Origin of the sequence: Ruminiclostridium hungatei (assembly GCF_002051585.1) — a bacterium.
Taxonomy (GTDB): domain Bacteria; phylum Bacillota; class Clostridia; order Acetivibrionales; family DSM-1351; genus Ruminiclostridium; species Ruminiclostridium hungatei.
Genome location: NZ_MZGX01000030.1, coordinates 23,772 through 49,001, shown reverse-complemented (window position 1 = coordinate 49,001; position 25,230 = coordinate 23,772). Strand labels below are relative to the sequence as shown.

The 25,230-nt window shown below is 45.8% G+C and carries 18 protein-coding genes; 2 read left to right on the top strand and 16 right to left on the bottom strand.

Annotated features, from left to right (window positions below; genetic code table 11):
- Nucleotides 1-12 precede the first annotated feature (12 nt).
- From CLHUN_RS18815 to CLHUN_RS18770, 10 genes are all read right to left on the bottom strand, one after another.
- Nucleotides 13-747 (bottom strand): Stp1/IreP family PP2C-type Ser/Thr phosphatase, encoded by a 735-nt coding sequence (locus CLHUN_RS18815; RefSeq protein ID WP_242656561.1) that lies wholly within the window; start codon nucleotides 745-747, stop codon nucleotides 13-15.
- Nucleotides 748-777: 30 nt separating this feature from the next.
- Nucleotides 778-1,812 carry a dual-specificity RNA methyltransferase RlmN gene (gene rlmN, locus CLHUN_RS18810; RefSeq protein ID WP_080066172.1) on the bottom strand — a complete coding sequence of 345 codons (1,035 nt, stop codon included), beginning with the start codon at nucleotides 1,810-1,812 and terminating at the stop codon, nucleotides 778-780.
- Nucleotides 1,813-1,979: 167 nt separating this feature from the next.
- Nucleotides 1,980-3,329, bottom strand: coding sequence for a 16S rRNA (cytosine(967)-C(5))-methyltransferase RsmB (gene rsmB / locus CLHUN_RS18805; protein WP_080066171.1), 1,350 nt, complete (start codon nucleotides 3,327-3,329; stop codon nucleotides 1,980-1,982).
- Nucleotides 3,330-3,387: 58 nt separating this feature from the next.
- Nucleotides 3,388-4,086, bottom strand: a complete 699-nt coding sequence (locus tag CLHUN_RS18800) for a zinc metallopeptidase (protein WP_080066170.1) — start codon at nucleotides 4,084-4,086, stop codon at nucleotides 3,388-3,390.
- Nucleotides 4,087-4,133: 47 nt separating this feature from the next.
- The gene (locus CLHUN_RS18795) at nucleotides 4,134-4,880 is read right to left on the bottom strand and encodes a DUF116 domain-containing protein (protein WP_080066169.1); all 747 of its coding nucleotides are present in this window, start codon (nucleotides 4,878-4,880) and stop codon (nucleotides 4,134-4,136) included.
- On the bottom strand, nucleotides 4,870-5,808 hold the full coding sequence (fmt, locus tag CLHUN_RS18790; protein WP_080066168.1) for a methionyl-tRNA formyltransferase: 939 nt from the start codon (nucleotides 5,806-5,808) through the stop codon (nucleotides 4,870-4,872). The genes CLHUN_RS18795 and fmt overlap by 11 nt, the downstream gene beginning before the upstream one ends.
- A 13-nt stretch (nucleotides 5,809-5,821) precedes the next feature.
- On the bottom strand, nucleotides 5,822-6,298 hold the full coding sequence (gene def / locus CLHUN_RS18785; RefSeq protein WP_080066167.1) for a peptide deformylase: 477 nt from the start codon (nucleotides 6,296-6,298) through the stop codon (nucleotides 5,822-5,824).
- A 30-nt stretch (nucleotides 6,299-6,328) separates the two neighbouring features.
- Nucleotides 6,329-8,800: a primosomal protein N' gene (gene priA, locus CLHUN_RS18780; RefSeq protein ID WP_080066166.1), complete on the bottom strand. Its 2,472-nt coding sequence runs from the start codon at nucleotides 8,798-8,800 to the stop codon at nucleotides 6,329-6,331.
- Nucleotides 8,801-8,977: 177 nt separating this feature from the next.
- Nucleotides 8,978-9,514 (bottom strand): Gx transporter family protein, encoded by a 537-nt coding sequence (locus tag CLHUN_RS18775; RefSeq protein ID WP_080066165.1) that lies wholly within the window; start codon nucleotides 9,512-9,514, stop codon nucleotides 8,978-8,980.
- Nucleotides 9,511-9,921, bottom strand: coding sequence for a NusG domain II-containing protein (locus CLHUN_RS18770; RefSeq protein ID WP_080066164.1), 411 nt, complete (start codon nucleotides 9,919-9,921; stop codon nucleotides 9,511-9,513). Before CLHUN_RS18770 ends, CLHUN_RS18775 begins: the two co-directional genes overlap by 4 nt.
- Before the next feature lie 229 nt (nucleotides 9,922-10,150).
- Here CLHUN_RS18770 and CLHUN_RS18765 point away from each other — a divergent pair, with 229 nt between their 5' ends.
- A complete protein-coding gene (locus tag CLHUN_RS18765; RefSeq protein ID WP_080066163.1) occupies nucleotides 10,151-11,905 on the top strand; it encodes an NAD(P)/FAD-dependent oxidoreductase in 1,755 nt (584 codons plus the stop codon).
- A 143-nt stretch (nucleotides 11,906-12,048) separates the two neighbouring features.
- On the opposite strand, the gene CLHUN_RS18760 is transcribed toward CLHUN_RS18765, so the two are convergent.
- On the bottom strand, nucleotides 12,049-12,732 hold the full coding sequence (locus tag CLHUN_RS18760; protein ID WP_080066162.1) for a single-stranded DNA-binding protein: 684 nt from the start codon (nucleotides 12,730-12,732) through the stop codon (nucleotides 12,049-12,051).
- Nucleotides 12,733-12,991: 259 nt separating this feature from the next.
- Nucleotides 12,992-13,231: a hypothetical protein gene (locus CLHUN_RS18755; RefSeq protein WP_080066161.1), complete on the bottom strand. Its 240-nt coding sequence runs from the start codon at nucleotides 13,229-13,231 to the stop codon at nucleotides 12,992-12,994.
- 396 nt (nucleotides 13,232-13,627) lie between these two features.
- On the opposite strand from CLHUN_RS18755, the gene CLHUN_RS18750 reads away from it, so the two are divergent.
- A complete protein-coding gene (locus CLHUN_RS18750) occupies nucleotides 13,628-14,116 on the top strand; it encodes a hypothetical protein (RefSeq protein ID WP_080066190.1) in 489 nt (162 codons plus the stop codon).
- A gap of 143 nt (nucleotides 14,117-14,259) precedes the next feature.
- Here CLHUN_RS18750 and CLHUN_RS18745 read toward each other — a convergent pair whose 3' ends face one another.
- From CLHUN_RS18745 to CLHUN_RS18730, 4 genes are all read right to left on the bottom strand, one after another.
- On the bottom strand, nucleotides 14,260-15,489 hold the full coding sequence (locus CLHUN_RS18745) for an adenine nucleotide alpha hydrolase family protein (protein WP_080066160.1): 1,230 nt from the start codon (nucleotides 15,487-15,489) through the stop codon (nucleotides 14,260-14,262).
- A 21-nt stretch (nucleotides 15,490-15,510) separates the two neighbouring features.
- On the bottom strand, nucleotides 15,511-21,636 hold the full coding sequence (locus tag CLHUN_RS18740; RefSeq protein WP_165755797.1) for a condensation domain-containing protein: 6,126 nt from the start codon (nucleotides 21,634-21,636) through the stop codon (nucleotides 15,511-15,513).
- 24 nt (nucleotides 21,637-21,660) lie between these two features.
- Nucleotides 21,661-22,629, bottom strand: a complete 969-nt coding sequence (locus tag CLHUN_RS18735) for an NAD(P)-binding domain-containing protein (protein ID WP_133051122.1) — start codon at nucleotides 22,627-22,629, stop codon at nucleotides 21,661-21,663.
- Nucleotides 22,630-22,709: 80 nt separating this feature from the next.
- Nucleotides 22,710-25,217, bottom strand: coding sequence for a penicillin acylase family protein (locus CLHUN_RS18730; protein ID WP_080066157.1), 2,508 nt, complete (start codon nucleotides 25,215-25,217; stop codon nucleotides 22,710-22,712).
- Nucleotides 25,218-25,230: the final 13 nt, after the last annotated feature.

Genomic DNA, 25,230 nt, shown 5'->3' with positions numbered 1-25,230 from the left:
TTTCACCTCTATTTATATTTTACCAACTATCACGGTTATATTATCTTCTCCACCACTATTATTAGCATTTTGAACCAAAGTATCACAAGCATTTTGCGGTTCTTCGTTATTCCTGATTATTTCAAGTATTTCTTCCTCTGATAACATGTTTGTCAAACCATCTGTGCAAAGAAGTATTACATCCTCCTCTTTGACATCCTGTTCATATGTATCTACCTGCAATCCGGGTTCGCAGCCAACAGCACGGGTTATAAGATTTTTCTTGGGATGGTTGATTGCCTCATCCTTTGTAATGGAGCCGTTTTTAACAAGTTCTTCGATAAAGGAATGATCCCAGGTAATCTTCTCAATGGAGTCATCTTTTATTATATACACCCTGCTGTCACCAACATGGCCTATGTAAAGTTTTCTGTTTTTAAGTACGGTGATTATCAGTGTTGTACCCATTCCCTGGGTGGCTTCATCCAGTATGGAAAAATTATATATTTCGTCATTAACACTTGTAATTATAGCACTAAGCATTCCGGAAATATTTTCCTGACCCCAATCAGCCTTAAGCAATAAATTGCACACCGAATCTACCGCCATTTTGCTTGCAACTTCTCCGCATTTGTGGCCGCCCATTCCGTCAGCTATAACAAAGCAGGCTGGTATGCCCGGATATCCAACCAGCACATTACAGTTATCCTCGTTCAGTTGTCTTTTTAATCCTCTATCTGTTCTAATGCCGTACCTCAAAACAATCACTCCTGAAACAAACACCTAAATACCAAAAGCTCAATTTGCATTACTGTCAAGTCTGTTTTTTCTAAGTTGACCGCATGCAGCATTTATATCGCTGCCTAGCTCTCTTCTAACAGTAGTTTCAATTCCTCTTGATTCCATAATGTTTTTAAATTTGTCTATCTGATTTCGCGAGCTTTTTTTATATCCGTTGCCCTGAACAGTATTAACCGGAATGAGATTAACATGGCAAAGCATTCCTTTTAATAAACCTGCCAGTTCTTTGGCATCCTGCTCCGAATCGTTTTCTCCTGAAATCATTGCATATTCAAAGGTTATCCTTCTTTTAGTGCTCTCAGTATATATCTTACATGCTGAGATTAATTTGTCAATAGAATAGGCCTTGTTGACAGGCATCATGGCAGAGCGCTTATCATCTCTTGCGCTGTGAAGAGACACCGAAAGAGTGACCGGAATATTCTCCTCCGCCAGTTTGAGTATCCCGGGAACAATTCCGCAGGTAGAAAGAGAAATATTTCTCATACCTATCATCAAACCCTCGGGATGATTTATCTTTCTCAGGAAACTCACCACATTTTCATAATTGTCCAGAGGCTCTCCGATACCCATCAAAACTACATGCCCCACTCTGTTTCCCGAATCCTCCTGCATTGACATAACCTGATCCAGCATCTCTCCGGCGGTCAGATTTCTGGAAAAGCTGGCTCCTGTCGAAGCACAGAAGGTGCAGCCCATCCTGCAGCCAGCCTGTGAAGATATACAGGCGGTATAGCCGTGCTTGTACTCCATAAGCACACTTTCAATTATATTCCCGTCATCAAGTTCAAACAAGTATTTGGCCGTTGAATCTATTTTGGACTGTAATTTGTTGACCAGCTTAAGCCTGCTGACTTTTCCGACCTTGCCCAATTCCTGCCTTAACTGCTTTGAAAGGTTTGTCATTTCATCTATTGATTTTATACCACTGTTCACCCATTTGAAAATCTGCTTTGCCCTGAATTTCTGTTCACCCATTTGCAGGAGCAGTTGTTCCAGCTCCTCCAGGTTCATGTCCATCAAATTTTTCATATGTTTTCCTTGGCTTCTCCATAACGCACGCATAATAAATATGCTGGTTCCCTGCCTGTTTTCAGGCAAATTATTCTATTTTATTTTATACCAAATATATAGCAAAAATTATTGCTTTTTCTTTACAATTATATAAAAGTGACTGTTCAAGCCGTGAAAGCTTCCAGCTACTTTACTCTTACCAGCTTGCTTATGAAAAAGCCGTCTGTCTGATTTGTGTTGGGGTATAGCTGGATATATCCCTCCTGTGCCGTAGCTGTCTTAAGCTTTTCAGGCAGTAAATGTTCAAAGTCCGCCAGTTTGTAGTCCCTGTTTTGGCCCAGAAAGGCTTTTACGTTTTCAAGGTTTTCCTCGGGCTGTATGGTACAAGTGCTGTATACAAGACAGCCTCCGGGTTTTACATATCTTGCGGCATTGTCCAGCACCTTTTTCTGGAGCGCCACTATTTCCTTCTGTTGTGACAGGTTTCTGGAATACTTTATATCGGGTTTCTTTCTTATTATTCCAAAACCCGTGCAGGGTGCATCCACCAAAACCCTGTCCGCCTTCCCTTCAAGGCTTTCATCAAAGCCGGCGGCATCAAAAAGCTGGGTCTTGACTATCCCTATTCCCATTCTGGCGGCAGTACCTTCCACAAGCCTCAGCTTATGCTCATGTATATCCCGTGCCAGCACGGTTCCCCTGTTGTTCATAAGCTGGGCAAGGTGGGTAGCCTTGCCGCCGGGAGCGCTGCACACATCCACGGCCAGTTGCCCTTCCGCCGGCTCCAGCACCACCGACGCCAGCATTGAGCTTTCATCCTGCACTGTAAAATACCCTTTTTTGAAGGCTTCCAGTCTGGATATTGAGGATGGGTTTTCCAACACTACTGCATCCTTCAGATAATTTCCCAGCCTGGCCGTGCAGCCCTCCTGCCGGAGTGCCTCCAGCAATTCGTCCGGTGTTGTTTTAAGCGTGTTGACTCTTACGTTAAAGTCAGGTACGGTATTATTGCTCTTCAGCAGCGCTTCGGTAAACTCCCCGCCAAACAGCTCAAGCCATCTGTCCACCAGTTCCCTGGGGTGTGAATAAACAATGCTTAAATACCCGGCATTATCCTTCTTTTCGGGATAGGGTATACTGTCCCTGCTTCTTGCGATGTTTCTCAGCACTGCGTTTACAAAGCGGCTGGAAGCCTGGTGCCCATACCTCTTGGCCAGATCGACACTGGTATTGCAGGCAGCGGATGAGGGTATTTTATCGGTGTGAAGCAGTTGATAAATGCCCAGTCTCAGAATGTTTTTAATCCAGGGCGACAATTTTTTCGCCTTCACACTGGAAAAGCGGTCTATTATATAGTCAAGCTCCATAAGCCACTTTACAGTGCCATATGCCAGCTCTGTGGCGAAGGCCCGGTCTATTTCCCTCAGCTCTCCGGCCTCCAGATATTTATTCACTGAAATATTTGAATAAGCTTCATTTTCATTTATATCATATAATATTTTCAAGGCTGTTTCTCTAGCCGGATCTATAGCCATAAATTCTCCAATACTGATAATTATTGTATTACCAGCGGCTGTAGTAACATACAGACCACTAGTCTCTATTTCTGCGGTTTCCTGCCAGCAGCAGCAATCTCAAAAAGCTGGCAATCGCAACCAGCGCCGATGCAACATAGGTTAAGGCTGCCGCATTCAAAACCTTCTTTGCAGCTATCAGCTCTTCATTTACTAAAATATTATGCCTGTCCAGGTCTTGTATAGCTCTCTTGCTGGCATTGAACTCCACCGGCAGCGTTATCAGATAAAAAAGTATTGCTGCGGCAAAAAGCAGCAAGCCGATGTTTATCAGGACAGGCCAGCTCATCACCAGACCCAGGATGGCCAGGGTAGGGCCTGCCTGCGAGCCCAGGTTTGCAACGGGTACAAGATAACTTCTCAGAGCCAGTGGCCCATAGCTTACACTGTGCTGTATGGCATGTCCGGTTTCATGGGCTGCCACGCCTACAGCGGCTACTGAAATGCTTGAATAGGTGGCCTCCGACAAACGCAGCTCCCTCTTTCGAGGATCATAGTGGTCTGTGAGCTCTCCGCCCACCTGTGTAACCCTGACATCACGTATGCCGTTTGCCTGAAGCAGGTATCTTGCCACATCAGCTCCGGTCATATTTTTTGAGTTGCCCGTCTTCCTGTACCTGTTAAAGGTCCCCCTGACCCGGAAGGATGCTATCATTGAAATAATTACAGCAGGCACAACCAAAGTCAGGTAATACTGGTCCATATAAAAAAATCCCATGCCGTTCTCCCTTCAGTATTTATCCCATGCCGCCACAGTTTCCTTTATCATAAAATCAATTGCTCCACCCGCTTCCTGATGTCGGAAAATTCCACATCCGTGTTGAAGCAGGGTCCGCAGGGCTGCCTGTTTACCACCCCTATTACCGGAATCCCTTTTACATCCAGTATTCCGCTCATCAGGTCCCTTTCACAGGCAACTGAAATTATCAGCCTGGGCTTGTTTTCCTTTATTATTTTTCTGGCAACAGTTCCGCCTGTAGCTATAAATACGCTGATTTTTTTTTGCTCCGTATAGTCCAGCAATTCTCCTATCTTACATCTGCCGCATCTCCGGCAGACTTCAGGATTGCTGGTGACCTTCAGACCGCACTGGCTGTTCTGCAAGCAGTGCGGCAACAGCAGCATGACCTCCTGGGCCCTGTACTTTTTATTCCCGGACTCCACGACTATATTGTTCAGCTCTATATATAGGAGCCGTATGCTCTTTGTCAGCTTTTTGTCCGCCTTTGAGAATATAAGGGCCAGCGGAAGCATCACCTGCATGCCTGCCCTGGTTAAAAGCAGCAGCAGCCCTTCCGCCTTCCGGCTGGCACAGGTCATAATAATCGCCAGACTCATTGACAGCAGCATCAGCAAACTCAATCCTATCACTGCAATAAACGAAATCAGTATTATGTTGTAAGCCGCCAGCGTCGCATATGCATATGCAGCACTAAAGCCCACAAGCAGAGCAGTAAAAGCCGCAATTATTATAATTGATGTCCTTACAAAAATTCTTAGATTACTTTCCAAGTGTTTCACCTGTTTTTATTTGATGTCCTCTTATATATTCCTTTACACTCATTCTTCTGGAGGAGTCAAACTGAACCTCCAGGAGCAATAGGTTTTCATCCGGGCATTTTACCAGGATTCCTTCGTCATCAACCTTAAGGATTCTGCCATTTTCCTTGCTGCTGTCAGCACTTTCCTTTATCAGAGAGGTCTTCCATACCCTCATTCTGTTTCCGTCCAGAAAGGTGTAGGCTCCGGGCCAGGGGTCGGTTCCCCTTACCAGATTGTGTATCTCCCCAGCTTTTTTGTTCCAGTCTATGAGCCCAAGCTCCTTGTTCATCATGGGGGCATATGTGGAGACGGAATCGTCCTGGGGGATTCTTTGCAAAGTACCTTTTTTAAGTTCCAAAAGAGTATCACTTAAAACCTCAGCGCCCAGCACCGCCATTTTATCATGCAATTCTCCCGCAGTCATGTTCTGCCCTATGGCAAGCTCCTTTTTTAAAAGCATATCTCCCGTATCAAGGCCCACATCGGTAAACATGGTAGTAATGCCTGTCTTGTTCTCTCCGTTTATAACTGCCCAGTTGATGGGAGCAGCCCCTCTGTATGCCGGCAATAGTGAGCCATGCACATTAATACAGCCCTGTGCCGGAACCTCCAGAAGCTCCTTTGAAAGAATTTTCCCGTAAGCCGCTGTTATCAGGAGGTCTGGCTGCAATTCCCGAATCTGTGCTATAAACTCTGGAGTTTTTATCTTTTCAGGCTGCAATACCTGTATTCCGTTTTTCAAAGCAAATTCCTTTACCGGCGGAGCAGCCAGCTTGTTTCCCCTGCCCTTTGGCTTGTCGGGCTGCGTAACAGCGGCAACCACTTCATATCCATCCTTAACCAGCATTTCCAGACTTGGCACTGCAAAATCGGGAGTGCCCATAAATACTATTCTCAAATCAAATCCTCCCTTACTTTTGCATTTCCTCTATTTCTTTTGGCGTGTACATCTTATGAGCCTTATCTTTATAAAGTATCCCGTCCAGATGATCCAGCTCATGGCATATGGCTCTTGCGAAAAGTTCTTCTGCCTCAATTATCACCGTCTCACCATTCCTGTCAGTATATTTTGCCTTCACATGCATTGGGCGGACCACATCTCCGGAAGTTCCCGGTATGCTGAGACAGCCCTCAATGCCGTCCTGCTGCCCGCTCTGCTCCAGTATTACGGGATTTATCATTTCAAACAATCCGTTCCCCACATCAATGACCACAACTCTTTTCAAAATGCCCACCTGTGGAGCCGCAAGGCCTACGCCGTCAGCTTTGTACATGGTGTCGGCCATATCGTCCAGAAGTGTAAAAATCTTGTTATCTATAACATCAACCGGCCTGCTCTTTTTTCTGAGAACATCGTCACCGTCTTTTCTTATTTCCCTGTAAGCCATTATTTACCTCCGCCAATCTATTTTTCATAATTATAGCATATTATACGGATTTATATCTATGCTCATTGCAATATCCTCATCCTTGATTTTCTTCCATACATTATCCGATACCTCTGTGAGCCGGTCAAGCAACCCGTCCAGTTCTTTGGCCTTTATTACCACCCTCCAGCGGTATTTCCCTGCAATCTTGGGTATAGGACACCTGGATGGGCCCAATACCTCAAAATCGGGCATATGGGTTTCCAACAGTCGTGGCTTTATGTCCCTGGCTGTTTCGAAAACCTGTCTGTCCTTCCTGCCGCTGAAGGCAACTATTGCTATATTGTTGAAGGGAGGATATCCAAGCCGTTCCCTTATCAATATCTCCTGTCTGTAAAACCCGATGAAATCCTGCCGGCAGGCAGCCAATATGCTGTATTCCTCCGTATTATAAGTCTGAACTATTACCCTTCCTGCCTTCTCCCCTCTTCCCGCTCTTCCTGCAACCTGTGTGAGAAGCTGAAAAGTCCTCTCGTTGGCTCTGAAATCCCCGGTATTAAGCATACCGTCTGCAGCCAGGACACCAACCAGTGTCACGTTGGGAAAATCGTGTCCCTTGGCGATCATCTGAGTTCCCACCATTATATTGATGTTCTCATTTTTAAATCTGTTTAATATCTCTTCATGGGCATTCTTAAAGTTTATGGTATCAATATCCATTCGAATTACCGAACTCTCAGGAAGCCTTGACTTTACTTCCTCTTCAATCTTCTGAGTTCCCACGCCAAAATGCCTGATGCTTTTACTTTGGCAGGACGGGCAGGTTTCGGGATTTTTCACCGTAAAGCCGCAGTAGTGACAAATCAGCCTTTCACTTTTGGAGTGGAAAGTCAGGGCGATATTGCATTCCGGACATTTCATAGTATATCCACAAGTTCTGCATATTACAAAGGTGGAAAAGCCTCTTCTGTTGAGAAATAGAATGCTTTGCTGGCTGCTATTTATGTTCTTTTGCAGCTCCTCCATCAGCCTTCTGCTGAAAGGTGTCTTGTTGCCGTCTTCCAGCTCCAGGCGCATATCCACCATTTCCACCTCAGGCAGTTTCGCGGTATTTGGCCTATGTTTCATTTCAATCAGTTCAACATCCCCATTTACAGCCCTGTAATAGGTGTCCACAGACGGTGTTGCCGAACCGTACACCAACAATCCGTCGCTTATCCGGCATCTTCTTACCGCCACATCCTTTGCATTGTACCTGGGCATGGACTCCGACTTATAAGAGCCCTCATGCTCTTCGTCTATTATCACCAGCCCCAGCTCGGACACCGGAGCAAAGACCGCAGATCTGGCCCCTACTACAACATCAACCTTGCCTTCGCTTATCAATCTCCACTGGTCAAATCTCTCTCCCAGTGAAAGTCTGCTGTGCATTACAGCAACCCGCTTTCCAAATCTTGAAACAAACCTCTCCACCATCTGCGGGGTAAGTGATATCTCCGGTACAAGCAGTATAGCCCTCTTTCCCAAACTGAAGCAATGTGAAATCAACTGGAGATAAACCTCCGTTTTTCCGCTGCCGGTTATACCGTGAATAAGGCTTTCTTTAAAAATACCGTTGTCCAACCGGCGGGTAAGCTTTTCCAGCGCCGACGCCTGTTCGCCTGTGGGAGTGAGGTGCTGGGTTCTTTCATAATGCCTGTCTTTTATAGGATTTCTCAAAAGCTCTATGTTTTTATAGTATATGTAACCATGCCTGCAAAGTGTGTCAAGCACTGAGGAAGTCACTCCCGCAAACCGCTGGATATCCGCAACTGAAACCAATTCATTGTCAAGGAGTATTTCCAGAACCCTTATATGCTGGATTCTCCTGACAGCATTGTTTTCAAGCTCCTCCACTATTTCCTCCCGGGGTCTTGCAAGGCTTACACCTTTTACCTCCTTGGCATTCACCTTCTGCTGGTAGCATTCCTCCACAGTTATGGCGCCGCTTTCACATAGCTGCCGGATACAGGTTTTGAAGCCCTTTGCGCCACACATGCTCCTGAGCTCTTCCAGCTCACATTCTCCGCCCAGAGAACTCAAATTATCTAAAATCCCCTTCAGTTCCTGTTTCTTAAATGCCTTTATGCCATTACCCGTCAGTTTAACGGATTTTACCGCCTTGACATTTATACCCGGGGGCAGCATGCATCTTATGGCATCCGAATATGTACATATGTATCTTCTTTTCATCCATTCCAGAAGCAGAAGCATGTCCTTCTTAAGGAGTGCATATGGGTCAATCACCTGTTTTATGGACTTGTATTCCAGCTTTTTGCCTTGCTGGCCCTGATCCGCTTCTTCCAGGGGACGTATCTCAAGGACGAAACCTTCCTTGGAGGTCCTGCCCCCGCCAAAGGGCACCAGAACTCTGCTGCCCTCAGTCACCTTTCCAGTCATGTCCTCTGGAATAATGTATGTGTATTTTTTGTCATATGCTCTTGCAGTATTTATTAATACCAAAGAAGCTGTCATAACAGTCATTTTTAATCGCTCCGAAAAATATTCTCAATAGGATTTGTTTTATTCCTTGTTTATTATATCATTTGTATTTTACTTATCAAAATCCATTTGCATTTTACTTATCAAAATCCATTTGTATTTTACTCATCAAAATCTATTTGATTTTACTTTCAGAACAATATTTGAAGTCTTTCCCGGTCAGATATTGGCTATGAAGTTGAGTTTTTTAAGTATTTTGACCATGAATGTACTGCAAACCCCTGTAAAAACTCCCATAAATATACCCCATGTCAAAAGCACGGGAAGATACGACATTACCGACAGATCGCTCATAATAAAACAGGCAACCAATATCTGCGCCGCATTGTGGGCAACTGCTCCTGCAATACTTATTCCAATAAGGCTGAAAAATCTTTGAGCGTATTTAAGCAGCAGCCACATAACCACAGCACCCAGCATTCCTCCTGCCGCACTGAATATGAACAATATGGGGCCGCTTACAAAAAGGGTTGCCGTGATACATCTTACAAGCACTATGAGAGCGGTATCGCAGAGGCTGAAAAATATCAAGCCCACCACTGTTATCATATTTGCAAGTCCGGGCTTTATGCCGGGGATTCCGCCGGGAAAGGGAAGTTGAGCTTCAACCAGGGCCAGGACAATTGCCTGGACGGCAAGCAGGGACAGAAATATTATTTTTTTATAGTCTGTATTTCCTCTAAAAAACATTTTCATTTCGTAATACCCTCCAGCTCCTTATCGCCCTTTTTGACTATTTTTATCATAGCCCTGTTGTGAAGGCAGACTGCAAGCTGCCCGGGTTTGCTTATCCAGCCGGCTTTAACGCACAGCCTGTCGGGACAGTCGGCAGACATGAAGCATATTTTTTTCTGATCAGCAACTATAAATTCGTTGAATTGGCCTGGAAGCCTGATGACTTCCCGCTTTTTAAGCTTTGAAAGATTTACGGTTCTGATAAGCCTGTCATCCTGCTTTATAATGGCAAGAACCTCTTCTCTTCCCGGGTCGTTTGCATTATTCCAGCTTATCCTGCTTTCGTCACTGTCATTTCTGCTGATAACCGCCAGAAGAATTCCGAATACCAGTATCAGGACCAGTATTATATCACCCTTTTTCAGCATAGGTATATTCACCGCTTTCGTCCATATAAGTGAAGACCGTCCAGCTATATATTGTCTGAATACAATTTACAAAAAATAAACATCCTATATATGATGCAGGTTGATTACCAAAGTCAATTACGGTTCAAACCGAGCTATCGGCTTTCAGTGGATAGTAATTGACTTTTATCACATTGAATAATTTTTCCCTGCAATTGCTACTTTTATAACTTTTAGGAGAGATTAGTTTATGCCCAGAAATGTTGTTATAGTCGGTGCCGGCTATGCGGGAATAGAAGCCGCCCTTCACCTGCAGAAGAAAAAACGGAAAACCGAGGACATTAAAATAACCGTAATTGATAAAAATTCATACCATACCCTGCTCACTGAACTGCATGAGGTTGCCGGCAACAGGATAGACGAAGACGGAATAACCGTACCCTTGCGGGACATATTTCACTATACCGGCATCAGCCTGGTAAAAGACCAGGCTGTAAAATTTGACTTCGAAAGCAATACCGTCTTCTCAGAAGAAAAGCAATACAAATATGACTATCTTGTACTTTCCTTCGGAAGTGAACCAAATTACTACGGAATTCCGGGCATGAAGGAAAACTGCTTCCCCCTGTGGTCCTTTAAGGATGCAATTAAAGTCAGGGAGCAGATTTATGACTGTTTCATAAAAGCCAGCCAGGAGGAGGACCTGAAGAAAAGAAGCGCACTGTTGACCTTTGTTGTGGGAGGCGGCGGCTTTACAGGCGTGGAAATGATTGGAGAATTGGGCATATGGGTAAGAAAGCTCTGCACACAGTTCCACATTGACCGGGATGAAGTCCGGCTATATTTAATAGAAGCTTTGCCTAAAATTCTTAATATTCTCAAGGACAGGAACATTGACGCTGCAATGAAATATCTCACCCGTAAGCTGCGGGTAAACGTATTGCTGGAAAGCGCCATTACAAAGCTGGAGCGTGACAGCGTCGAACTTAAGGACGGAAGGTCCATCAGCACCTGCACACTTATCTGGACAGCAGGTATAAAGGCCTCCTCCCTCACTGACAAGGTTGACCTTGAGAAAACCAGAGCTTCCCGGATTGTCGTAGATGAATATACTAAAACCGCTGTAAAAAATGTCTATGCCATTGGTGATGTCAGTGCCTTTACCTATGAGGGCAAGGTACTTCCCCCGCTGGTGGAGTCGGCGGTGCAGACAGGAAAAAATGCAGCCGTAAACATACTGGCTGACATAAGGAACAGGGAAAAGACCCCCTTGCAGCCCAAGCTTCATGGTGTAATGGTTTCCGTAGGCAGTAATTTTGCAGTCAGTGAAATAATGGGCAGAATATTCCCCATCTGGCTGTCCATTATTATGAAATATATGGTAAACATCCATTATTTATTTGGAATAGGCGGCTTTGAACTGGTCTTCAAATATCTTGGCCATGAGCTTTTACACAAGAGGCACAGGCTTAACTTTCTGGAATATCACTACACCTTCCGGACGCTTGCTTTCTGGCTGGTACCACTCAGGTTGTTTCTGGGCTATACCTGGTTTATGGAGGGCTACAACAAAATAGCCGAGGGCTGGCTGCTAAAACCAATGCTGGCAGGACTTGCGGCAGACTCGGTTTCAAGCGCATCCGTAACCGAATCCGGGGACAAGGTATTCAGAATAGTTTCAGCTCACACTCCCGGCTGGTATGCCTGGATTGCCGACAAGCTGGTAATACCCAACGCACTGTTTTTTCAGATAATGATTGTTCTGGCAGAAATCGCTCTGGGTCTTGCTTTTGTATCCGGAACCTTTACTTTTCTGGCTGCATTGGCCGCATTGGCTCTAAATGTGAATTTTCTGCTGTCAACAGGCTTGTATGAAACCAGTTGGTGGCTTATACCTGCTGAAATTGCAATGCTGGCAGGCGCAGGCAGGGCCTTTGGCCTTGACGCACACCTTATGCCCTTTCTTATGAAGGGCTGGAGATATATAGTAAGACGAAGCTCCTAGTCCTCCCTTGCAACCGCTGTCTTAAAAAGCAAAAAGTACGAAAACCCCGGTTTTCGCACTTTTTGCTTTTATAAAACTTTATATAAAACCATGCAATATCAAATTTACCCTATTCAACCTGCAGGCGTAATGCTGCCGGGGGCTCACTCCTCCGGTTCCTCCGTCTGTTGAATCTCGTCTTTATCCTGCTTGCTGTTCACCTCGTCGGAGATTTCCATCTTTGATACCGAAACTTCATATGCAGTCTTGGAAATGGTATCGCCGTTTTCCAGCTTCTTCTGATATTCTCTGCTTTGTATTCTCCCCCATATCTTAATATTGTCACCTATGGCGAGATTTTGGGAATACCTGGCATTCCGTCCCCAGGCTATGCATGGGATATAATCCGACTTGTTATAGGGTCTGTTGACCGCTACAAGTATATCTGTTATTTCCCTGCCAAACGGAGTCATCCTGTATATGGGATTTTTGCATATGTATCCATTTAAATATATCTGATTTGGATTTTTAATTCTCTTTTCATCCTCGGTAAAAATCAATTCTCTTGCAAATACAGTCAGCACAAGCTTATTGGAATCACTTTTATAGCTGTTGTAGGATCTGAACTGGCCTTCTATTTCCAAGGAAACACCTAATTGAAGTTTACTTTTTGGCACAAGACGCTCTGAAAATGTAACAGATATTTTATCGCTGCTGTCGCTTAATCTAGGAACCTCTAAATAAAATGAATAAAAACCCTCTCCATATACTTCATGGCTATATTCAACCTCTGATACAACTTTTCCTGAAATGGTCACTACATTGTTCTCTATTACATTCCCGACCATTTTCCCCCCACTCCTCTCTTTTGCTGTTGTGTATCTCTTTGATTTATCTAATGTAATATGTATTCTACTGATACGCAATTTAGAATATTTTTCTAACTTATTTTTTAAAACTGAACTTAACAAATTAAAAAGGGAAACTTTTTTATTCATCAGCCGTACAGTCCAGCCCTATTGCATTTAAGAATGAAGGAACTGCATCTATGCCAAATAAATACAATCTTTTAATATTATATTACATAATTAATAAATTGAAAATCTTTTATTCTACAAAAAATACTGTTATTTTATATTGCTTTATAACAAAAAACAGCATTTTTAACCAGTTCATATTGCTTGAATTGCTGTGTTCAGGCGCTGCTTTTTGTGAAACCGGTTTTATTGGTTTTATTATTCCACCATAGTAGTATTTATTGTTAACTAAATGCTTTGAAGCTTTTTTGGTGCTTCTGCCGGACCAGATTTTCAGCAGGAATTCCTGCTGGTTTCTTGCAGTTTTCAATCGCAGTCTCTGCCTGATTTAAACTATTTTTACCCCACCGTGCTGCCGCTGATTTTGCTGCTTTACTTACAGTCATTAATATTATGGAAACTATTTATTTAAAACAAATGCGGAATTTCCATAGGAAAGGACAGAAAACCTGTTTTGCTGGACATGCAGTTTCCTGCCCGTATTTCGGCAAAAACGCCAAAAACATTTCAGCAGACTGTCTCTTTATATAATAGAAAAAATACCCCTTACATACCATTTCCACAGCCATACAATTTGACATAATATGTTGTGAAGCTGAATATGTAAGCCAATCCGGCAGGATGCCGGAGGGTCTTTTACCCGTCATTGGCTATTTATACCAGAATAATAAACAGCATATGGACAAAAATAACTTTAGGTGATTATATGTTGTTTTTATTAGTTGCAGCACTCCTTACGTACAAGTTGACAGAATTGTTCAGGCAACTGCTGTACAAAAGAAAAATATGTGAGCTTGTAAACTGTATAGCCTCCAAGGAGGATTTGCTTTATTTAAGCTTCAGGGACTATATGTCGGTGATTGTCGAGGTGCTGAAACGGTCGGGCAATAAGGTCAGGTTTACCGATTCCTGCGGTGTGGAAGGCAGCGGCCTTGAACTTAATAATATACAGTTTGCCGAAGTATGGAAGCATGGTCTCCAGCAAATGGTGGATATCGAACTGGCTATGAACCTGTCCAAGTGTATGAGGGATAACTCCATTTACCGTGGAATGCTCATCACTCTGGGCGATTTTAAAACCTGTACAAAAATTTATTGTCACAAAAATGTAATTGAATGCATAAATGGTGACCGGCTTTTAGCCCTGCTTAAAGCAGTGCAGGACAAAAATGCCATTCTTGAGCCTGTAAAATGAGCGTATAAACAAAAAGCCATGTGAACCTGAAACGCCCCAAAGGAGGGAGGCCGTAAAACTGCCTCTCAACAGCTTCAACAGCCTCCGGAAAAAATTCGGTTCATACGCCTCAACGTGCTCAAAATGTACGCTGGCTTTACAACTTACGGTATTGCCCTGTTATAGGAAAGTTCCATATTCTTTTGCAGCAGTTCCCTGCTCATTTGCAGTTCAAGCCGTTCTGCCAGCCCCCAATTTATGTCAGGCATTTTTTCCCGTGCGAAGGGTTTTTCAGCCAGTATTTCATTGAAATCCTCAAGGGACATATCTATAAGCTTCAGAAAAGTTTCCAGCTCTGCCGGCGCCCTGTCGTTATCATAGTATATTGTGGGCAGTACACTTTCAAACATCTCCTTTGAAAACCTTCCCCATCTTCTCTCGGCAGTAAGCTCCAGATAGTCCAGGTTCAGCATCCCCTGTCTGCAGGCAATATAGCCCTTCAGGGGTTCCATTATACAACTGGTATGCCCGGCCTGATGGGCTGATTCAGGCTTTTTCCACCCGTATTTGGAAAGTGTCTCGGTCATGGTTTGATGATCAAAATTATAAATTAAAGATAGAGTAATAATATACCTGTCCTGCTGCCTCATCTGCTGAAAGTGATGGAAACAGTTCTTCAAGTAGGACTCCATTTCACTTGAAAACTCACCGCTGATGACATCCAGCAAAGCAAGATTGTAAAAGCTTGGGTCCTGAAAATGGAATATGCCCATTCCCCTGTCAGCCAGCATCTGGAGAACTGATCCCCTTTCATCAGGCTCAAATTCATACATCATCCTGTTCTGTGTCAAGGAAAGCTGCTGCCCGAAGGAAACCCCTATAATAACCAGCGGAGCCTGGGATTTAGCGATTTCTTCAGCACAGAAAAGCAGCGCCGGCTGGGTACAGGCACAAAACCTCCCAAGCTTTTCAAATCTGTTCCTGTAGAATTGAGCCAGGTTTTGGCTGCCTATTGAAATAAACTTATGGTCGATACCAAGGCTTTTAATCAAAGTAGTCAGATTTCCATGGTGCTCCTCTCCGAAGAAGCCGTTATCCCATGTAACAGCCAGCACCTTGAGTTTCAATACCTTGCTCAGGTAATAAGCGGCATAACCGCTGTCCTTTCCGCCGGTATACATAAGCACCGCATCATATTCTTGTTTTCCTCTTATCCGATCGCACAACTCCGCAAAATTCTGCTGATTTTTCCGGAAATCCATGGTATACAGGCTTTGGTATTTGTTATACTCGCTGCAGTAGTCACATACCCCATCCTCATGTATGTGGATGGGCTTTCTTCCGTATGTCACCTTTAAATCCGGCATTCCGCACTGGATACATTTTCTTCCCATTTTCATCTTCCTTTCAATGATTTATTTGAAGGTTTCTGCCTGTTCAATTACATTTTTCAAGTAGGTCATATATTTGTCCGCAATAAATTCAATAGTGGACTGGCGATGTATATTGCAGCTGTAATTCCACTGCTGGTACAACCGGTCTTCCTTTATGAAACAGATACATTCAAGCAGGAAAGTCCGGAGCTCATCCGGGTGGTTGCGTAAACCAGGATTTTCCTTTGCAATTCTGATTCCGGCAGGTTCATTTTCTTCCTGTCCCAGATAGTTGAAAAACAACTGCCGCTCCTGATACTCGCTCTGGAGCCTTCTCACTGCACTGTTGCCCTCGTCCCCAAGGCGGGCCAGGAAAGTATACCCTGTTCCCTGTCCCGGAATCTTGTTAATCTGTTCATCCAGGTATCGAATCCTGTTGTAAACCGGTGCGGTTTCCTCGTCCGGACGCTGCAGCACCAGAGAGCGTGCCGAACTTATCCAGCCCACCGTATGACTCAGGTCCATGTTTTCAGAAAATAGATTTGAAGTCCTTCCAAGGTCTACCGCCTCAATATATATCCAATCCTTGTCCAGCCACTGCCCTATGGTCTCAGCCAGGCATATTATCAAGAGCTTCTCGGGAGTAGTCTGATAAAGCTTTGGTATATGGGAAACAAGCTTTTTGGTTTCAGCTTCGCTTAAGCACACCGTAAATTTCCGGTTGGAGCCCTCACTGTTTTTTCCTTCATACTGTGGAAAATCTGTTTTCAGCTTTGCAACCTTTTCCCAGGGCAAACCCATCCAATAGTCAACCTCCGCCTCCAGACGCGGAGACCTGCAGTAGGCAAACAAGTTCCCTGCGAATTCCGGAAAGGCTGTTATTTCCTTACGTGGCTCAACATGGCCCGTCTGCACCAGTTGGAAATAATAATTCTGAAGTTCTCTCAATATAATGCCAAAGGAATAATTGTCACCCACAATATGATGCATGACAATAAACAACCGCTCCGGTATTTCAGCTCCCAGGGTGAAATGTGCAACCCCGAAAAGCGGTCCGTTTGTCAGGTCGAAGGAGTCCTGCAATTGGTGGCATGCGTCTTCTATAGCCAGTTTTTGTTCATTTTCCGGCAGACCGGTAAGATCAAAGGTTTCAAATGGAACATCTTCGGACACCTCCACTATGTATTGTCTCCAGCAGCCGTCTTCCTCTGCAAACCGTGCTCTTAATGCCTGGTGGCTGTCCATAATGCAGACAACGGCCTCCCTAAGCAGCAGGGGCTTGAAGGAATGGTCCACCTCCAGCAATGTAAACAGGTTAAAGCGTTCCGGTTCATTGCGTTGGGAAGCGGTACTCAAATACCATGCCTGGCTGCTGGTAACAGGAATCCTGCCGTCTGGGGCTGAGGTTTCCTCAGAGCGGGAGCCGGTATTTACAGCGGTGTTTTTATCCCCTGCGCTCCTCAATACCTGGGCCAGCCTGGAAATGGTCCGGCTCTGGGACAACTGGGTGGGGGTAAGCCTCAAACCCTGCTGATGGGCCAGGTCAATCATTCGCAGCCCCGAAAGGGAATCCCCTCCGATCTGGAAAAAGTCATCATGTACATTCACCTGTTCAAGTTTAAGCACCTTTTGCCAGATAACCCAGAGTAACTCCTCCGTTTCATCCTGTGGTGCAGCAGGGAGGGTATTTGTCTCCATTCGTTCTCCTGCCGGCTGTTGCCTGTGTGCATCAGCGGTCTGTTCAGAAACAGCCTGGGCTTTTTCTGAAATGGTGCAAGCCAGCTTTGATATGGTTCTGCATTGAGACAGTTGAGAAGGGTTAAGCTTCAAACCCTCCTGGTGGGCCAGATCAATCATGCGAAGTCCGGAAAGAGAATCCCCTCCGATCTGGAAAAAGTCGTCATTGACGTCCACCTGTTCCAGCTTGAGGACCTTTTTCCATATATTGCACAGAAGTTCCTCTGTCCGGGTGTTCCGGCCTGCTTCCGTACCGCTGTGTGGCTGGGAGGCTGTCAGCGTGGAAGCCTTCCCCGTCTGCTTCAGTCCTGAATTCTGTTGGGTAAGCCTGCGGCGGTCAACCTTTCCCGTCAATGTCAACGGAAAGGCCTCCACCTTTACAAAGGCTGACGGCACCATGTACCCCGGCAGCCTCTCGTTCAAATGGTCAAGCAGTTCCCGGAGCTCCAGACCTGTCTGACTGTCCTCCACCATATACGCCACAAGCTGCCTGTCACCGTGTATATTATCCTCGGCAACCACGGCGGTTTCCCGGACTGCCGCCACCTCCAGCAAGGCAGTTTCGATTTCTGCGGGCTCTATGCGGATTCCCCTTATCTTTACCTGTAAATCCTTTCTTCCAAGGTGTTCCAAACATCCGTCTGTTCTCAGCCTTCCCATATCTCCCGTATAGTAAAGCCTCCTGGTGCTGTCTTCCGGGTCGGTCCTGAACACCAGACCGGTCTGTTCTTCCAGCCCCCAGTAGCCGGGGGACAGGAATTCACTTTTGATTACTATCTCTCCGGGACAATTGTAGCCCACCTCCCTGCCATCCTCATCTACCAGCATAATTTCGGTATCTGCAACAGGATAGCCAACCGGTACAAGCTTGCCCGAAATATCAGTCTCCTTATTTATGCAGTACTGGCGGATTACATTAAGTTCTGTGGCTCCCAGGCCATTAACCAGAATACAGGAATCAGGACAGTATTTTTTATAAAGCTGTACATCCGCACTTGATACCGCTTCTCCCCCAAAGTCTATGAGGCGCAAGGCAGGAAAGCTCATATCCGCTGTAACTGCGGCCATAAGCTGGCGGAAAACCGTGGGAACTGAGTGATATACCGATATTGCCTCATTTACCAGCCATTTTCCCAGCTCCGCAGGGCCCTTTTCCCGAAAGTTGAACAGGCATAGGGCAGCTCCGTTCAACAATGCCGCAAAGGTATCCATCATTGCAGCGCTGAAGCTGAAGGAAGGTATCAGAGAAAGCCGGTCCTGCCGACTTATTTGTGTACCGTTTGTATAGTTCATTATATAGTGCAGTACATTCCGGTTGCTCTGCATTACTCCCTTTGGATGACCAGAAGAACCTGAAGTATACATGATATAGGCCAATGCCTCCGGTCGCCCCATAACGGGCAGATTTTCAGAACTTCCGGCATGTTGCAGCTCTTTCATGTTCAAAACTCTTATGCCTGGACTTACCTTGTCCCTGACACTATACGCCAGAGCCTGATTGGCATCATCGGTTAAAATAATGCGGGAGCCGGTATCTTCCAGAATATATGCCAGGCGCTCCTCCGGGTATGACGAATCCATGGTCACAAATATATTGCCCGATTTCAGCACTCCCAATATACCCGCCACCATCTCCACATCATGCTCCAGAAGAAGTGCGACAGTCTGCTGACCAGGAGAAGCGGAACGCAACCTGTCAACTGAACCTTCCCTGCCGGCTTGAAAACCGGTTGAAGCAGGAATACCCTGCAGCCTGCCCGGCACATCCTCGGCCCTGCTGCCGCACATAGGGCAGGCAGGATTTTTTTCAATAGTGATTTCTTCAACAAAGCGCCCGCTGAAACCCTTTTCCCAATCAAAGCCCTGCTTTTTGCACAGCTCCTTGAAATGCTCTGAGAAGGGATAGGTGACAATTTTAAAACCGTTTGTGGCGGGAAGCCGCTCCGAAGCCTGCTGATTGAAGAAAAAGTACTTATTATAGGCTACGTTTTCGAGCCCCAGAATAATCTTCAGCGCTTCATTGCAGGCAAAACCCGTGCTTAAAAACAGCGCCGGTGATGCAACCGGATTTGGCACCTTGTCCCAGCCGCTCTTTTCCCTTCGCAGTTGACGGACGGTTTCAAGCCTGCCGCTGTCATAAAGGCAATGAAAGCAGGGTGTGTATGGACTGTGCAGCACCGCCGAATAGGAGCTCCTTTCAATCATGGACGAAATGACATGGGGTATTCCTCTGGTAACAGCATACTCAGATACCACAAATTTGGCTTCCAGGTCATCAAGGTTGTCAAAAATAATCGACGCACCGCCTGCCAGCTCTGCAATATTCTCCCTGGTGAGCTTTTCGGCCCTGGCCGTTACATTTACATTGGGATTCATTCTTCTGACTGTCAGGGCTGCCGATTCTGCCTTGTTCATTCCCAGCCGTGATTCGTCATGGAGAGCCTGCCTGTTCAGATTTGACAGCTCAACTTTATCAAAGTCGCAAATGATTATATTGCCCACACCAAGCAAAGCCAACTGCATTATGGTTGGTGAGCCGGAGCCTCCTGCACCGGCAGCAAAGACAGTAACCTCCTTCAATTTTTCCTGGGCTTCGATTCCCCAGCCGTCCAGAATTATCTGCCTGCCGTACCGGAGCTTTTCCTCTTTCGAAAGTCCCGGTCCCTGGTCATGTTTTTCCAATAGCATACGCCCTATACCATTTGCCAACTGATTCAATTCAGAGTAGGACAAGGAACGCGTACCGGATTGCAGGGCCACCTGCCGGGGCCATTTTGAAACCTGCTGTTCGAATCTTTCTATCAGTGTCTGGTCAATTTCCGCTCTCTCAAATGGGGTAAACGGATTGTCAGGCCTTATTTTCAAATGCTCCAAGGGCTTAAGTTCAGGAAGCCGGCACAAAAGTCCGTCAGGATTTTCAGCAATTGCTTCCAGCAAGGCATTAAAATGCTTCATAAGCCAAATGGCTGTACTTTCAGCAAATACATCCGCATTGAAGGAGAAATCCACCTGAAGGCCCTCACGATGTTCTATGACCAGCAGTGCAATGTCAAATTTTGAATTCAAATTCTGGGCACCTATCACCTCCAGCGAGAAAGGAGTCATTTTCAAACCGGGGAGCTCCAGTTCAAAGGATGCGCTGAACATGTTGAACAAGACCTGAAACAAAGGACGCCTGCTTTGTCCCTGTGGGTTCTGTGGGTCCTGAAGCTCCTCGGCCAGCATTTCCAGAGGTACTTCCTGATGGGCGAAGGCTTCACCTGTGGTCTTCTTCACCTTCTGAAGCAATTCTACAAAGCTTTCCTGCTGCTCCGGAGAATTCCAAAGCACTACCGTGTTAATAAAAACTCCAATCAGCTTCTCAAGCTCCTTATGGGTACGCCCCGCAACAGGAGTGCCCACCAATATGTCCTTGAAACCGGTATATTGCTGCAGTAATACCTGGAAAGCGGATAATACTGTAATATACAGTGTACAATTCCGGCTCCGGCTCATTTCCTTTAACTTTTGAGTAAGCCTCGGGGACAGAAGCATATACTGCCGGATACTGTTATGAGTCTGTACTCCGGCCCGCATAAAGTCGGTAGGCAAGGCAGGAACGGCAGCTATGTTTTTCAGCCGTTCCTTCCAATAGATAAGATGTTCCTTGAGTGAATCCCCTGACAGAGAGGTTTTCTGCCATATGGCATAGTCGGCATATTGGATATCCGGTGCGGGCAGCCCGGCAGGCACACCTGTGCAATACGACTTATACAGTTCAGCCAGTTCACCCATAAATACATTCAGGGACCAGTTGTCACTTACGATATGGTGCAGTGTAATCAAAAGAGCATATTCATCCTCAGCCAGCACCAGCAATGCCGCCCTCAGCAAGGGACCTGCTTCCAGACTGAACGGCAGCCTGGTCTCCATGTTCAGGTACTCATTTACCTTTTCTTCCCGCTGCGATGCTTCCAGATGTTTTAAATCGGTTACCGGCAAATGGATTTCCAGCTCAGGCAGGATTACCTGATACAATTCATTATCGTCCATGTGAAAGGTAGTTCTCAGGACCTCGTGCCGGCGCACTATTTCATCAATACTTGCCTTTAGGGCAGCAACCTTCAATTGCCCCTTCAGTCTCAGGGCAGCCGGAATATTGTAGGCAAAGCTGCTGGATTCCTTTTGGCTGTACAACCAAAGCCATTTTTGAGCATAGGATAGGGGTATTTTTTCCGGCCGGGGCTCAGGCATGAGGCTGTTTTCCCTGGTCCTTTCACTATGCCTCACTGCCTGCAGGAAATCTATTATATCCTGCCTGCGGGCCAGTATTTCTTTTCTTACTTCTTCCGTCAGAGCTCCTTCAGGCGCGCTGTAGCGCAGCCGTCCCTCTTCAAGCCACAGCCTTATATCCATCTTTTGAAGTTCTGCCAAAAATACTGTAATAGACATGTTTCCTCCTTTCATCAAGGCCGCTTATCTGACTTCCAGCTCTATATCGCGACTGATTTCAAAAATTTTATCAATTATTTCAGTGTACTTATCCAGTTCCATATCTGCCTCAAAGTACTTATTCATTTCAAACCGGGCTACCCAGGCCAAACGCTGGATGGTTGCCTCCAGCATTATGGGGTGGATTCCCAATTCCTCAACCATCTTCAGCACTTCTTTCATTTCTCCTGCTTTCCTCTTGGCCAGCAAGGCTCCCCTTATAAGCCAGAAAGCCATATCCTTTTCCCTGGGCAGATTTACCAGAGGCTTCACCAGCAATGGCTCCAGCAGCCGGATATCAATACCCGCCTTATGGGCACAGGCTGCGAATTCCAGGTAAACACTCTGGACACCCTTCTGGTATATGTTCACCAGGGCTTTTATACTTGCCGCTATTCCCGCCTCTCCGGGAATGACCTGAATATTCATGTTATAGCAGTCCATTATATTCTTAAATCTTTCGGCGCTGTCTCCGGAAACATACATTAACGCTTTGCTGCCCACCTGAATGGGCAGTTCCAGCAGGCACACATCCGCAAAGCCTGCACCGCAGGCATTGATAATTTCTGCTGACCGTCTTTTTACCGAGGGTATGGCATTGTTGAGATCGGCAAAAATCTGTCCCGGTGATAAATATCTGGCAGCCTCTGCCGCAACCTCCAGTGAAACATCTCCTTTTACAGAGGATATAATCACCCTTGAGCTTCTTACCAGTTCTTCAAGACTCACGGCAAGCTCAGCTCCCACCTCGCCGGCCCGCTTTTGCTGCAGAAGACTCCGTGCCGGATCTTTTGCCGAACGGGAATAAACCCTCATACCCCTGATACCTTCTTTACTCAAACCTGCCAGAGTATGGTAAACCACCTCACCAAAGCCTATAAAGCCTATTTGACTATTTGCTGTTTCCCTGTCAGCATGAACAGACATAACCTTCATTAGTTTATTACCTTCCAAAGGCCTCAGACCTCCTTAACTATTCCCGAATTTTATGGGGGAAGCCTCCCCCGGTCAACCCAATCGCAGAATCGGGACTTTTATTTTTCAGGCTTCATAACCAAAATATCCTTGGCTTCCTTTTCAATAATATTCTTTGAAAATGGCATTCCGTGATATTTTACATCTGCCCATAGCTTCATCTGGTCTTCCCTGTGCGGATTGAAAATATGGCCGCTGGCTCCGGTGGAATTGACAGACTGCATATCATCCCAATTGCCGATTGGAATAATCTGGCGTTGGTTGGCTCCAAAGCCTATATTGAATCTTCCGGGCGGAGTCCGGTAGCTGTAGGCAAATGCCACGGAGGTAGGACTTCCTGAGAAGGGCAGGCTCTTCCGGCTGTTGAATATATCCTTGAGATATGGCACATATCCAAAAATCTGGTGCTGCAGGTTAACTGTCTGGATACGGCCAAGTGTCCAATTCTCAACATTTTCACCATATTCTTTTGAAAGCCAGTCTACTGCCTGCGTCAAGCTCTTGCTTATCATGTCGTCCCTGTTTTCAGTCTCCGGTGTTCCTGCATCGTCAAACCAGGCATTCTGTGCATCGGGTATCAATTCAACCAGTGCTTCGGTACGTTTTAAAGGATAATAATTTCCCCATACATTGGCTTTTTGAAGTTCATCATCAAAAACATTTCTGTCCATATAACAATACCAGACTTTAAAAATAGCGCCGCCTACACTATCATTGTCAAAGCTTATATTCCACTTCCTGATATATTCCATCGCCTTGGCCTCAACCTCGTTCTTTGGCTTTACGGCAGTTACATAAGGCCATAAGGCTGCATCGGCGTAAGAATAGTTGTCGGCCTGTATTACACGCATATCCTCCATGGAGATTTTATCCCCTTTTGCAATGAGCTGTTCCAGCATTTCATTTACCCTTCGAGCCCTGTAGCCCGGGTGAAACCAATCGTAGGACAGATTATACGGATAGTCGTCACCTATGGTTTTATTGTTGACTACTGCCACGTATCCGGTCGGAGGATTATAAAGTGAGGGCAGCTCATCAAAAGGAATTACACCCTTCCAGTCATATTCACCCGTCCAGCCCGGTACCGGTACGGTTCCCTGATGTTCCTTGACCCTCACGGGTACTCTGGCTGCCGACTGATAGCCAATATTGCCTTTTACATCTCCGTATACGAAATTCTGGCTCAGGGAATCCCAATCCCTTAATGCCTCGCGGAATTCTTCCCAGTTGCCGGCCAGGTTCAGCTTATGTATGGAATCTATTACAATACAGCGGTCATGCACCATCCAGTTGAGTGCAACCGGTTCTGCGCCCTCCCAACGGTTCCGCCTCAAGGCAGACCAGTCGCCATTTGTAGGCTGGTAGTTCTTAACAGCTTGAATATCACCGTCTGTAACCTCCACCAGGTCATTTATCAGCGGCCCGTGCCGTGTAAAAAGTAATTCCAGATTTACAGGCTCCTGTCCCTTTATCTTGATTACTTCAGTCTGTTTCTCAAGATTTTCCCATTTGCCCTTATATTCATACTGAGTGGGATTTTGCAGGTCATTTAACTTTTCCATATACAGGTCCTGAACATCAGCATTCATATTTGTAAAGGCCCAGGCTATACTGGAATTATGCCCGATCATAACCATGGGCACTCCGGGAAGAGAGTAGCCTGTCACGTCAAAGCCTCCTCCATGCAGGCCATTTTCATACCAGAGCGAAGGCATTGACAGGCTCATATGGACATCGCTGGCCAGCAGGGGCATGCCGGTCTGTGTGTACTTCCCGCTTACCACCCAGGCGCCGCTGGCCCAGCCGAAGGTCTGTGAACCCGGGAAGGCCTTCTCCATGTCAAGGACTCCTGTAATCTTATCATTATTCAGCCATTGGTATTTTTCCAGCTCCTTTGGAACTATCAAAGGATTGCTGTTGTCCCAGGGCGGAAGGGCAGCATTGGCAAGCTTTTCTCCCAGCTTGGCTGTTATTTGGGCACGGAAAAGCTCATATTCATAATTCAATCCATTATTCATGGCCATCATATTGGCCCAGCTCATTACATCAAGAGGAGTCCAGTGAGCAGGCTTGAAGCCCAGAATGGTAAATTCCACGGGAAGACTGTGCTTGTTGTCATCAATAAAAGCATTGATTCCCTGACAATACGCGTCCAGAATATCCTTTGTACTCTTATCCACCATCGGAAGTGATTTTTCCGCAATACGTCTCAAGCCCATAATACGGGAAACCTTGTCAGTATCCAGCCCCGGATAACCAACTACTTCGCTGAGGGTTCCGGTGCCAAGCCTCCTATTGACTTCCATTTGGAACAGCCTGTCCTGTGCATGGACATAGCCTTGAGCCAAAAACAAATCATGAGGGTTATCTGCGTAAATCTGAGGAACTCCCCACTCATCTCTGTCAACAGTTACCTGAGCCTGCAGTCCTTTGACAGAAAGATTGCCGCTGGTCTTTGGCCAGGGATTAATAATGAACCATGCTCCGGCAATTACTGCCAGCAAGATTACAGAAGCAAGAACAATACCTGCCGCTTTTAATACTTTCAGGAAGATTTTTTTCTTCATATCTGAACCCCTT